General features: G+C 67.7%; 12 protein-coding genes. 3 read left to right on the top strand and 9 right to left on the bottom strand.

The window, feature by feature from the left end; translation table 11 throughout:
* Nucleotides 1-91: 91 nt before the first annotated feature.
* Nucleotides 92-1066 carry a quinone oxidoreductase family protein gene (locus G6N57_RS22545; RefSeq protein ID WP_109790714.1) on the bottom strand — a complete coding sequence of 325 codons (975 nt, stop codon included), beginning with the start codon at nucleotides 1064-1066 and terminating at the stop codon, nucleotides 92-94.
* A 32-nt stretch (nucleotides 1067-1098) separates the two neighbouring features.
* Between G6N57_RS22545 and G6N57_RS22540 the strand changes: the two genes are divergently transcribed.
* Nucleotides 1099-2037 carry an ATP-grasp domain-containing protein gene (locus G6N57_RS22540; protein WP_077739307.1) on the top strand — a complete coding sequence of 313 codons (939 nt, stop codon included), beginning with the start codon at nucleotides 1099-1101 and terminating at the stop codon, nucleotides 2035-2037.
* Nucleotides 2038-2062: 25 nt separating this feature from the next.
* Here the strand turns inward: G6N57_RS22540 and G6N57_RS22535 are convergent, their stop codons facing one another.
* The 6 genes from G6N57_RS22535 to G6N57_RS22510 form a co-directional block, all read right to left on the bottom strand.
* Nucleotides 2063-3127, bottom strand: a complete 1065-nt coding sequence (locus tag G6N57_RS22535) for an ABC transporter ATP-binding protein (RefSeq protein ID WP_077739308.1) — start codon at nucleotides 3125-3127, stop codon at nucleotides 2063-2065.
* An 18-nt stretch (nucleotides 3128-3145) separates the two neighbouring features.
* Nucleotides 3146-3961 (bottom strand): carbohydrate ABC transporter permease, encoded by an 816-nt coding sequence (locus G6N57_RS22530; protein WP_036444397.1) that lies wholly within the window; start codon nucleotides 3959-3961, stop codon nucleotides 3146-3148.
* The gene (locus G6N57_RS22525; RefSeq protein WP_077739309.1) at nucleotides 3958-4827 is read right to left on the bottom strand and encodes a carbohydrate ABC transporter permease; all 870 of its coding nucleotides are present in this window, start codon (nucleotides 4825-4827) and stop codon (nucleotides 3958-3960) included. The genes G6N57_RS22530 and G6N57_RS22525 overlap by 4 nt, the downstream gene beginning before the upstream one ends.
* A gap of 40 nt (nucleotides 4828-4867) precedes the next feature.
* A complete protein-coding gene (locus G6N57_RS22520; protein WP_077739310.1) occupies nucleotides 4868-6205 on the bottom strand; it encodes an ABC transporter substrate-binding protein in 1338 nt (445 codons plus the stop codon).
* A gap of 62 nt (nucleotides 6206-6267) precedes the next feature.
* Nucleotides 6268-7068: an SDR family NAD(P)-dependent oxidoreductase gene (locus G6N57_RS22515; RefSeq protein WP_077739311.1), complete on the bottom strand. Its 801-nt coding sequence runs from the start codon at nucleotides 7066-7068 to the stop codon at nucleotides 6268-6270.
* The gene (locus tag G6N57_RS22510) at nucleotides 7065-8552 is read right to left on the bottom strand and encodes an FGGY-family carbohydrate kinase (protein WP_077739312.1); all 1488 of its coding nucleotides are present in this window, start codon (nucleotides 8550-8552) and stop codon (nucleotides 7065-7067) included. The genes G6N57_RS22515 and G6N57_RS22510 overlap by 4 nt, the downstream gene beginning before the upstream one ends.
* A 189-nt stretch (nucleotides 8553-8741) precedes the next feature.
* On the opposite strand from G6N57_RS22510, the gene G6N57_RS22505 reads away from it, so the two are divergent.
* Nucleotides 8742-9557 (top strand): BtpA/SgcQ family protein, encoded by an 816-nt coding sequence (locus tag G6N57_RS22505; protein ID WP_077739313.1) that lies wholly within the window; start codon nucleotides 8742-8744, stop codon nucleotides 9555-9557.
* A complete protein-coding gene (locus G6N57_RS22500) occupies nucleotides 9554-10291 on the top strand; it encodes an inositol monophosphatase family protein (RefSeq protein WP_077739314.1) in 738 nt (245 codons plus the stop codon). The genes G6N57_RS22505 and G6N57_RS22500 overlap by 4 nt, the downstream gene beginning before the upstream one ends.
* Here G6N57_RS22500 and G6N57_RS22495 read toward each other — a convergent pair.
* Both G6N57_RS22495 and G6N57_RS22490 read right to left on the bottom strand, forming a co-directional pair.
* Nucleotides 10274-11077, bottom strand: coding sequence for a DeoR/GlpR family DNA-binding transcription regulator (locus tag G6N57_RS22495; RefSeq protein ID WP_162563914.1), 804 nt, complete (start codon nucleotides 11075-11077; stop codon nucleotides 10274-10276). The two genes, G6N57_RS22500 and G6N57_RS22495, sit on opposite strands and share 18 nt — an antisense overlap.
* 88 nt (nucleotides 11078-11165) lie before the next feature.
* Nucleotides 11166-12137, bottom strand: coding sequence for a COX15/CtaA family protein (locus G6N57_RS22490; protein ID WP_077739315.1), 972 nt, complete (start codon nucleotides 12135-12137; stop codon nucleotides 11166-11168).
* Between the last annotated feature and the right edge of the window lie 37 nt (nucleotides 12138-12174).

Here is a 12174-nt window from a genome sequence, read left to right as displayed (position 1 = left end):
CAGCTACGTCGCTTTCCACCCCTGGGTCGTGGATCGGCCCTCAGCGCGGCCCTGGGGTAGGAATCGGCGCGGTCCCGGCGGTGCAGCCGGTCTAGGGCACCAGCACGATCGAGCCGACGGTCTTGCGGCCCTGTAGGTCGGTGTGGGCCTGGCCGGCTTCGGCCAGGGGGTAGCGTCCGCCGACGGTGATGGTGATCGACCCGTCGGCGATTGCGTTGATCAATTCTCCCGCACGCCAGGAGAACTCGTCGGGGGTGCGGGTGTGGTGGGCCAGCGTCGGCCGCGTCAGGAACACCGATCCCGCCGCGTTGAGTCGCTGCGGATCGACCGGGGGGACCGGTCCGCTGGCCGCACCGAACAGTGCCAGCGTGCCACGCACCGCGAGGCTGGCCAGGCTGGCGTCGAACGTTGACGCACCGACGCCGTCGTAGACCGCGGCCACCCCCGCCCCGCCGGTGAGATCGCGGATCTTGTCACCGAACTCGGCCGGATCCTCGGGGTAGTCGAGCACCTCGATGGCGCCGGCCTGCCGGGACAACTCGGCCTTCTCCGGAGTGGAGGCGGTGGTGATCACGCGGGTGCCGATACTGGTGGCCCACTGGGTGAGGATCAGGCCGACCCCGCCGGCGCCGGCATGCACCAGCACGGTGTCGTTCGGTTGCACGGGATAGGTCGACTTGATCAGATAGTGCGCCGTCATCCCTTTCAGCAGCGCCGACGCGATCGCGTCGGGCGCCACGCCGTCGGGCACATACGCGACGAAATCGGCTGGGGCAACGCAGAAGTCGGCGTAGGCCCCGGTCGCGTTCGCCGTCACCACCCGGTCGCCGACAGCCAGCGCGGCCACATCGTCACCCACCGCGGCGACGGTGCCGCACACCTCGGACCCGACGATGAACGGCAGCTCGCGCGGATACGCCCCGGACCGGAAGTAGGTGTCGATGAAGTTGACGCCGATGGCCTCGGCCTTGATCAGTACCTCGCCTGGGCCCGGTGCGGGCTCGGGCCGCTCGACGTAGCTCAGGACTTCGGGTCCGCCGGTCTCGGCAACTTCGATGGCATACACGCCATCCATCATCCACACCTATCATCGCGGAGGTGAAGCTTGCCCGTCCGGATGTGTTCCATCCCCGCATCGTGTTGGCCGGTTGCGCGGCGTTGCCCGACGGCGACGGCGACGACGCCGGCCTGCTCGCGGCGTTGCGCAACCGCGGTTTGCACGCCCGCTGGCTGCCCTGGGACGACCCGGAGACGCTCGACGCCGACCTGGTGATCCTGCGGGCCACGTGGGATTACACCGAGCGGCTCGACGAGTTCCTGGCCTGGACGCGATCTGTGCCGCACCTGATCAACTCGGCACAGATCGTGCAGTGGAACACCGACAAGCGCTATCTCGACGATCTGCACCGGATGGGTGTTCCGGTCGTCCCGACCGGATATTTCGCGGTCGGCGAGCGGGTCATCGTGCCTGACGGCGAAGTGGTGGTGAAGCCCGCGGTCGGGGCCGGGTCGGCCGGGGCGCAGCGGTTCGTCGACGCCTCGGCGGCGCTGGCCCACGCGGCCGCCCTGCACGCCCAGGGACGTGCGGTGTTGGTGCAGCCGTACGATCCGCGGATCGCCGACGGTGAGGCCGCACTGGTGTTCCTGGGTGGCGAGCAGTCCCACGCATTCACGAAGGGGCCGATCCTGCCCCCGGCCGGCCAGTCGCCCGAATTCGAGGAGACCGGCACCTACGCCCACGAGTCGTTGTCGCCCGCGGATCCCGACGACGAGGTCTGGGAGGTGGGCCACCAGGCGATCGACGCGGTGCTCCGGTTGCTCGATCTCAGCCCCGAGGAGTTGGTGTACGCGCGGGTCGACGTGATCGGCGGTCCGGAAGATCCTCGCCTGCTCGAGCTGGAACTGGTCGAGCCGGGACTCGGATTCCGGCAGCTGGATCGGACCGCCCGCGAGGACGCCGAGCGGCGGTTCGCCGTCGCCGTGGAGGGTGCCCTGGAGCGGTTCGGGTTGGGCCCGTTGTCGCACCGCGGATTCTGACCGCCGGGCTGATCAGGCGCGGACGTCAGTCCTCGAGTCGGTGTCCGGTCGTCACGTCGAACCGGTGCACTTCGCGAGCCGAGAGCCGCACCGGGGTACCCGGGGTGATGTCGGTCAGTGATGAGGCCTCCACCACGCTGGTGAGCTGCAGATCGACGGCGCGCACCGTGACGATGGCCCGCGGCCCCAGCAGTTCCACGAGTTCCACCGAGGCGACGGCGTCCCCGGCCTCGCTGCCTGTGTCCGGCGCGAGGATGAGATCGTCGGGGCGCACTCCGATGGTCACCGTCCCGGAGTCCGGGCCACCGAGCGCGATGCGTGCACCGGACAGCGTGCGCAGCTCACCGTTGCTGATCGTGCCGTCGATCAGGTTCATCTTCGGGCTGCCGACAAACGTCGCGACGAAGGTGTCGGCGGGGCGCCGGTAGACCTCCTCGGGCGGACCGGCCTGGGCGACGCGGCCGTCGCGCATCACCACGATGCGGTCCGACAGGGTCATCGCCTCTTCCTGATCGTGGGTCACGTAGAGCGAGGTGATACCCAGCTTGCGTTGGAGTCGCAGCAGTTCGGTGCGGGTCTCCACCCGCAGCTTGGCATCGAGATTGCTCAAGGGCTCGTCGAACAGGAACACCGCCGGTTCGCGGATGATGGCCCGGCCGATGGCGACCCGCTGCTGCTGTCCGCCGGAGAGGTCCTTGGGTTTGCGGTCGACGAGCTTGCCCAGACCGAGCGATTCGGCGATCTCATCGGCCCGCCGCAACGCCTCGGCCCGCGGAATCCGCTTGGCCCGCAACGGGAATGCGATGTTCTCCCGCACCGTCAGGTGCGGGTAGAGCGCATAGTTCTGGAACACCATCGCGATATCGCGTTCCTTGGGCTCCAGCCCTGTCACGTCGCGGTCACCGATGTGGATGCTGCCCGAGGTGATCTCTTCCAGCCCGGCCAGCATCCGCAGTGATGTGGTCTTGCCGCACCCGGAAGGACCGACCAGGACGGTCAGGGTGCCGTCGGCCAATTCCAGATCGAGGTCGGAGACCACCGTCATCGCCCCGTAGGACTTTCCGACCTTGGAGAACTTCACCGATGCCATATCCGAATCCTCGTTTGTCTAGTACTTGACCGCGCCGCCGCTGATCCCCTGGACCAGGCGTCGCTGGATGAAGAAGCTGGCGACCACGACCGGCACGATCGCGATCATGATCGCGGCGCTCATGGTGCCGATCTGCACACCGCGGAAGGTGTTGAAGTTCGCGATCGCCACCGGCAGGATCGCCGCATTGCCGGGCGCCAGGATGAGCCCGTAGAACAGGTCGTTCCAGGACAGGGTGAACCCGAAGATGCCTGCGGCCCCGATCCCCGGATACACCTGGGGCAGCACCACCATTCGGAACGCCTGCCAGCGGGTGAAGCCGTCGACTCGGGCCTGTTCCTCCAGCGATGCGGGCACCGCCTCGAAGAAACCGATCAGGAACCAGGTCACCAGCGGAAGGACGAACGACAGGTGCGCGAAGATCACCGGCGCCAGGGTGTCGGTCAACCGCAGCGCATGGGCCATGGTCAGGAACGGGAACACCATGACCGCAGGCGGAACCACCTGGGCGGCCAGCATGCCGAACCGGGTCAGCGATCCGCCGGCCCGGTACTTGGCGATGACGTAGGCACCCATGCTGCCGACCACCAGGCTGATGGACACCGTGACGACGCCGACCAGCGCGCTGCGGCCCGCGGCGGCGAAGACACCTGATTCCAGCACGGCATGCCAATTGGTCAGCGTGGGGGAGAACGCGATCAGGAACGGCTCCGACATCTGTTCGGGCGTCTTGAAACTCGCCAGCGCCACCCAGATGATGGGGAACAGGACGAACAGGAACGCCGCGGTCAGTACGGCGAGGCGCAGGGTCTCCAGCCAGCGGGGGCGGCTCATCCGACGGTGTTCCTTTCCGAGTCCCGGCTGCGTTCCATGGTGCGGAATGCCATCACGATGACCACCAGAACCACCACCAGCACGATGAAGGCCATGGCACTGGCCTGCGCCAGCCGGAAGAACTGGATGCCTTCGAGATACATGTAGTACTGCAGGGTTTGGGTCTCGGTGCCCGGGCCGCCGCGGGTGGTGGCATAGACGTATTCGAAGACTCGGAGCGCGTCCAGGCCCCGGAGCAGCACCGCCACGGTGAGCACCGGGGCGAGCATCGGGATCAGCACCCGGCGCAGCCGGTAGACCGGCCCGGCGCCGTCGACCCGGGCGGCCTCCATGGGTTGTTTGGGCATCGATTCCAGGCCGGCCAGGATGAGCAGCACCATGAACGGGGTCCACTGCCAGACGTCGATGAATGCCAGCGTGAACAACGCCCGGCCTGCGCCGAAGAAGTCGTAATCGGCTCCTACCGCGTGCAACAGCGCCGGCACCGCACCGATCTGATCGTTGAGCAGGAACCGGAAGATCAGCCCGACCGCGATCGGGGTGATGAACATCGGCGCGAGCACGATGGCGCGGGACAGGTCCTTGGCCCAACGCTGCTGATGCAGCGCCAGGGCCAGCGCGAAGCCGATCACCAACTCCGCGGTCACCGCGATCACCACATAGACAGCGGTGGTGGCGAAGGCTTCCCAGAATGCCGAGTTCGTCAGGGCGTTGGTGAAATTCGCCACGCCGACGAAGCCGGGTTGCTTGCGGTCGGTCAGCTTGTAGTTCGTCAGAGACAGGTAGGCCGCATAGCAGAGCGGGAATCCGACGGCCACAGCGAACAGGGCGAGCAGCGGCATGAGCATGCCGTATTTGAACTTCATCTGGACGCCCCCGTCGGGGTGGCCGCCGGATTCCCCACGGTCACTGCTGGATCCGCTCCGCGGCGGCCTGCGCGTCGCGCAGCGCGTCGGTGACGCTCTTGTTGCCTGCCGCGGCATCGTTGAGCTCGGTACCGACCGCCTGGATCATCTCCTCACCGCCCTTGCCCTGGGACAGCGGCGACGCGTTGGCCAGGATCTGACCGACCGTTTTGTAGTAATCGGCGCCGTACTTGTCGGCGAGCACCTTCGGATTGGTCAGCGAGCTCTGCCGGATCACGGCACCGCCTTCGGCGACCCGTTGCGCGTCGACCTCGGGCGAGGTCACCCAGGAGGCGAACGCCCAGGCGGCGTCAGCAGCACCGGAGTTGGCCGGAATCGCCCAACTCCACAGTCCCAGAGCGGATTTGCCGCCAGGGATCGGCGCCAGGGCGAACTGGCCGGCACGCGGTCCGGACGCCCCCGCCGGGTCGTTGAGGGCGGGCAGGTTCCAGTTGTAGGCGACCATCGAGGCCGCTTTGCCGCTGGAGACCGAGCGGAAGGCTTCGTCGAAGCCCCAGGCCAGGCTGTTGGCCGGGGCCGCGGTGCGATAGGTGTCGATATAGGCGTTGAGTGCGCGCGCGGCCTGCTCGGTGTCCAGCGTGGGCTTACCGTCGGCACCGTAGATCGACCCGCCGGCGGCGAACAACCAGTTGGCCCACTCTTCGAAGATCTTGTAACCGCGCTGGGGCTGCATCGCGATGCCGGCCCGGTCGGCGGTCTTCAGCTTCTTCGATGTGGCGACCAGGCTGTCGAGATCGCTGGGAACGGATACTCCGGCCGACGCGAGATCACCGGTGTTGTAGATGTAGCCGAGCGCGTAGTTGTAGAACGGGACCCCATAGGTGGTGCCCTCGACATCGGTGATCGCCTTCAGCGAGGGGAAGAAATCGTCGGGCTGATAGCCGGTGGTCGAAGCGATGCGGTCGTTGAGCGGCTCCAGGAATCCGGCGGCGGCGAAATCGTCCATCCACGGGTTGTCGACCACGATCAGGTCATAGGCCGGCTGGGAAGCCTGGAACGAGGAGACCAGCCGGTCGCGCATCTGGTCGAAGGTCATGGTCTCGATTTGGACCTTGATGCCGGGATACTTCTGATTGAACTGCCCGACGAGGTTTTTCACGATGTCGGTGTCCGGGACGTTCTCCATCAGCACCCGGACGGTGGCGCTGGTGTCGGTCGGCACGTCACCGATGCCGGAGGAGCTCTGCTCACCCGAGCCGCCGCTGCCGGCACAGCCGGACAAAGTCAGACCGGCGGCAGCGATCATCGCGGGCAACCACCGAAATGTCTTGGCGGAGGCCGGCCGAGCCGCGCGCCGGCTCAACATCGGAATTTTCATAGGTTCTCACTTTCCCTTTTCCGGGTGGGGTGGATCGAGGCGGGCACGGGGAGGCGGTCGGCTCAATCCATGTAGGCACCGCCGTTGACGGACAGTGCTTCTCCGGTGATGAACCGGGCATCCTCGGAGACCAGGAACGCCACCGCGCGGGCGACGTCATCGGGGGTCTGCAACCGACCCAGAGGGGTGGCGTCGATCCAGGACTGGCGCACGCCGTCGGGAGTGGAGCCCGTGAGGTGGGCCTCCCACTCGAGTTCTCGGGACTGCATCGGGGTGGCGACGAAGCCGGGGCACACACTGTTGACCGTGATGCCGTGGGCGGCCAGCTCATAGGCCATCGCCTGTGTGAGTCCGAGGACGCCGAACTTGGAGGCGACGTAATCCGACAGGAACGGCACCCGGCCCTGCTTGGCCGCCATCGACGCGGTGTTGACGATCGTGCCGCGCACCTTGGTGCGGATCATGGCGCGGGCCGCGGCCTGCCCGCACAGGAAGACACCCTTGAGGTTGATGTCGAGGCTGCGATCGAGTTGCTCTGCGGAGACGTCGACGAAGCTGGCCATGGCCGAGATGCCGGCGTTGCTCACCCAGGCGTGCAGCCCCGTTCGGTCGGCCACATCGTCGGCGAGCCGGCCGGCGCCTGCCGCGTCGGTGACATCGAGCCGGGCGGCCTCGTGACCGGTTCCGGCCAACCCGTCGCGGGTTTGTTCGGCAGCGGCCGCATCGATATCGGTGACCACCACGCGCCAGCCGCGCTGAGCCAAGGTGGTCGCGATTGCCCGGCCGATGCCTGATCCGGCACCGGTGACGACGGCGGTCTGGGTGGTGTCGGCCGTGGTGGTGGTGCTGTCAGGGGAGGTCATGACCGGGCCTTTCTGGCGATGCGATGAGAAACGGGGGTGAGCACGTCGCCGAGTTCGCGCCATTGGGCGTACGACTCCGCGTAGCGGTCGACGTGCTTCGGATCGGGAATCACGGGTTCGCCGACGGTCTGGAACGCCTCGGTGCTGTCCCAGCTGGGAAGTAGGCCGGTGCCCACGGCGGCGATCACCGCGGCACCCAGGGACGCACCCGGATGCCCGACGATCGGGGACAGCGGGGTGCCGAGGACATCGGCCAGGATCTGCTTCCACAGCACCGATCGGCTGCCGCCATTGGTGACCAGGGCGCGCCGAAGCGGCACTCCCATCGAGGCGAAGACCTCGGTGTGGTGCTTGAAGCCATAGGCGATGGCCTCGAGGACCGAGCGGTACATGTCGGCGCGGGTATGGGCCAGGTCGAGTCCTACGAACGCGCCGCGCAGATCAGGATCGTGTAGGGGACTCTTCTCGCCGAGAAAATAGGGCAGACAGAGGATCTCGGCTGGCCGGCGGGCATCGGCTTCGTCGTCGAGTGCGACCAGGTCGATGCCGCCGGACAAGGTTTGGAACCACCGGATCAGGCTGCCGCTGGTGGCCATGCAGCCGTTGGGCAGCCAGCGACCCGGCACCGGATGGGCGTCGAGATAGAGCCGGGCATCGATCACCGGGTGGTCGGCTGCGGCCAAGATGTCCCCGGCGCCACCGAGTTTGACCAGCCAATCGCCCTCGGCGTTGATCCCGGCGGCGTAGGCCGACAGCACATGGTCGGCGCCGCCGACGATCAGTGGTAGGCCGACCGGCAGTCCGGTGGAGGCTGCGGCGGCGGCGCTGAGGTCGCCTGCCTGGGCACCGGGGGAGAGCACGGTCGGCACCAGCTCCGCGGCCAGGCCGGCTGCGGCGTACATCGGCTCGAAGCGCTGCCCGTCGACGGTGCCCAAGCCCGATTCGATGGCCCAGTTCAGCTCGACGTGCGGGGGTGCGCCGAGGGCCATCAACACCCAGTCGTACGAGCCGACCAGATATGTTGTGGCACGCCAGGTCTCGGGCTCGTTTCGTTGTAGCCACAGCGCGGTCGGTCCCACCGATTGCTGGGTGACCGCCGAGCCGGTGGCGCGCAGCACGGCGTCCTCGTCGACGACGTTCTTGAGTTCGGCGATCTCGGCGGTGGCCCGGGCATCGTTCTGCAGCATCGCGCGGCGTACCGGGGTGCCGGCGCCGTCGACCGGTAGGACCGCCGGGACCATGCCGGTGGTCGACAACGCGCCGATCTGCTCGGGCGCCACACCGGATTCCGCCAGCACCGCGCGAATGCCGGCGTGCACATTGCCCAGCCATTGCGCGGGGTCGGCCTCGGCCTGCCCGGGCGCATCGGAATACAACCGCGCCTCACCGGTGGCTTGAGCGACGATGCGTGCTCGGCCGACATCGACGAGCACCGTCTTGGTGCCCGTGGTGCCTATGTCGATGCCGATCGTGAACTCCGGCATGCCGTCCCTTCTGTCGGTCCCTGGTGCGTGGCGCGGCCTCGCGGTGGTGGGACCACACTAATGACAATGTTAGATTCTCACAAGAGATGTGGATCAGTCACGAAATCTCACGAGAATCTGTACTATCGCTGTGATTTAGTAACAAGTGTTGCTACGAAACACGCGAACGACGAAGCGGAGAGACGCCCCATGAACAGCTGGCTCGACAACGTATTTGCCGTGCGAAAGCCCGTGATCGCGATGCTGCATCTGGCGGCACTGCCGGGAGATCCGGGGTTCGACTCGGCAGCGGGTATCCGCGCGGTCGTGGACCGGGCCCGCGGTGAACTGGCCGAACTGCAAGAGGGCGGCGTCGACGGGGTGATGATCTCCAACGAGTTCAGCCTGCCGTACCTGACCAAGACCGAGCCGATCACCGCGATCACGATGGCCCGGATCATCGGTGAACTGCTGCCCGACTTCACGGTGCCCTACGGCGTGAACGTGTTGTGGGACGGCCGTGCCTCCATCGACCTGGCCGTGGCGACCGGGGCGCGGTGGGTCCGCGAGATCTTCACCGGCGTCTACGCCAGCGACTTCGGGCTGTGGAACACGAACGTCGGTGAGGTCGCCCGGCACCGGCACCGGATCGGCGGCGACGGGGTCAAACTGCTGTTCAACATCGTCCCGGAATCGGCGGTCTACCTGGCCGAGCGCGATCTCGCCTCGGTCACCGCCACCACAGTGTTCGCCACAAAGCCCGATGGCATCTGCGTGTCCGGCCTGACCGCGGGTGCGGCCACCGATGCCCAGGCTCTGCAGGTGGTCAAGAACAACGCGGGCGCCGTACCGGTGTTCGTCAACACCGGGGTTCGCGCCCACAACGCGGCCGATCAGCTGTCGATCGCCGACGGCGCCATCGTCGGTACCTACTTCAAGGAGGACGGGGTGTTCGAGAACCGCGCCGTAGCCTCTCGGGTCGCCGAATTGATGGGCGCCGTCAAGGAATTCCGCAAAACCCTATGAGTGAACAGCTGCGCCTGCTGGCGGTGCGGGCCGCCCAGCACGGGGCCGCGGTGTGCCTGCGGCAGTGGGGGCACTCCGTCGAGGTGGCCACCAAGAGTGCGGCAGGCGATGTGGTGACCGCCGTGGACCGGGCCGCCGAAGAGACGGTGCGCGCGGTGCTGTTGGGCGCCAGGCCCGCGGACGGCGTGCTCGGCGAGGAGCTGCCCGAGCACGCCGGTGCTGGGCCGGTGCAGTGGGTTGTCGATCCGCTCGACGGCACCACCAACTACACCCGGCGCATCCCGTTCTTCGGCACCTCGGTGGCGGCTCGCTCGACGCTCGACGGAAGCTGGCTGGCCGGGGCGGTCTGCGCGCCGGCACTCGGCACCACCTGGAGTGCGGCGAAAGGCCTTGGTGCTCAGGTGGACTCGGGGGCGGGTGTGGTACGACTGCCACTCGCGCTGATGGAAACCTCGGTCCGGTTGGTGGGCACCGGGCTGTCCTACGATCCTGAGCGCCGGCGCAGACAGCTGCGCGAACTCCCCGATGTGGTGACCGGTTACACCGACATGCGCCGGTTGGGCGCGGCCGCGGTCGATCTGTGTCTGGTGGCCCAGGGCAGCCTGGATGCGTTCGTCGAGGATGATCTCGCGGTGCACGACTGGGCGGCCGGTGCGCTGATCGCCGAAGAGGCCGGCGCTCAGGTGTCCCGTCCCGAGGGCCGCCACACGGCGCTGTCAGCGGCCTGGGGTTGACCGTTCGGCGTTGACGCACACCACCGAGACGCCGGCCGAACGCAAGGCCTCCACCGCGGGATGGGCCGGCAGGCCGTCGGTCACCAGGATCGAGATGGCCGACACGGGTGCGACATTGATCAGCTGCACCCGGCCCAGCTTGGTGGCGTCGGCCGCCACGATCACCCGGTCGGCGGCCCGCATGGCCGCCTGCTTCACGTTGCCTTCTTCGCGGTGATACTCCGAAGCCCCGCGCTTGCCGTCGACCCCGGCGATCCCCATGACGTAGGTGTCGCAGTTGTAGCGCAGGTAGAAATCCTCGGCCTCGGCGCCGATCAGGCTCAGCTCACCGGGACGGACCTTGCCGCCGGTGAGCAGGATCGTGGTGTCGGGTTCGTCGGCGAGTTCGACCGCCACCAGCACACTGGGGGTGATCACCGTGAGCCCGAGATTGCGCCCTTTGATGGCGCGGGCGACGGCCAGCACCGTGCTGCCGCTGTCCAGGATCACGGTTTCGCTCGGGGTCAGCAGGTCGGCGACCGCGCGGGCGATGTGCAGTTTCTCGTCGGCGGCATCGGCGGCCCGGGCGGCGAAAGACGGCTCGGTCGACTTGCCGCCGAACGCGATCGCGCCGCCGAGGACCCGGCGGGCGATGCCCTGATCCTCCAACCGCTCGATATCGCGGCGGATGGTCATGGCCGAGACGTCGAATTCGTCGGCCAGGGTGGTGAAGTCGACCTCGCGGTCGGCGTTGATCCGCGCGGCGATCGCTGCTCGCCGCGCGTGGGCGTTCAAGCCTGGGGCCATGCCAACAGGGTAGGGCATTGTTGTGAATTAATCACAGCAATCACAGGTTGTGCCACAAATGTCTGAGTTGCTTGTAGCGGGCTAACAGTCAGACGGTGACGTCGGCGGTCTGACCGCCGGGTGCCGGAACCCGTTCGCGCATCGAGGCCCACAGCGCCGCGGTGGCCGCGGTGCAGGTGGCCGCGCCGGCGACGTGCACGGCGACCAGGACAGCGGGAACGCCGGTGTAGAACTGCACGATCCCGACGAGCCCCTGTGCGCACACCAGCGCCACCAGGACGGCGAGCCGGATCATGACCGGGCGGGGGGCACGCACTGCGGTGAGGCCGAATCCCAGTGCGACGATCAGGGACAGGTAGGCCACCAGCAGCGACGAATGCATGTGCACCAGCGTGGTGATCTCGACCTCTAGTCGTGGCACCACGCGATCGAGGCTCTTGTCCCCGGCATGAGGGCCTGCGCCGGTCACCAGCGTGCCGGTCACCAGGACCGCGGCCAGGATGACGCCGCTCAGGGCGGTCAACTGCCGCAACGGTTTCGGAGCCGTGGCCGTGGGCGCGCCGTTGTCCGGCTGACCGATCTTGACGAACAGCAACACTGAGAGCCACACCATCGCCATGGAGGCGAGCAGGTGGATGGCCACGGTCCACCACAGCAGGCCGGTCCGTACCGTGATGCCGCCGATGACGGCCTGGACCACGGTGGACGCCGGCATGAGCCAGGCATAGATCAGCACCTCGCGGCGGCGACGGGCCCGGGTCACGGCCAGGACGGCGGCGATGGCGGTCAGCACCACCAGGAAGGTGATCATCCGGTTGCCGAACTCGACCACCTGGTGCACGACGGCGACTTCCGCGTGCGGGACGGGCGTGAAGCTGCCGGGGAAGCACTGGGGCCACGTGGGGCAGCCCAGACCGGACGCGGTGACACGGACGATCGCTCCGGTGACCGAGATGCCGCCCTGGGTGAGGATCACCAGGAACGCGACCAGGCGCTGGACCCGCAGGCTCGGCATGGGCAGCAGATCGACCAGTCGCTGGAAAGCTGTTCCGACGGGCACGGCCTGATCGTAGTTGATCAGTAACTACAGCCCGTAG

The organism is Mycolicibacterium boenickei (assembly GCF_010731295.1).
In the GTDB taxonomy this organism is placed as follows: domain Bacteria; phylum Actinomycetota; class Actinomycetes; order Mycobacteriales; family Mycobacteriaceae; genus Mycobacterium; species Mycobacterium boenickei.
Note: the sequence above shows the minus strand (reverse complement) of the source record. Positions and strands in the feature narration are given on the sequence as shown.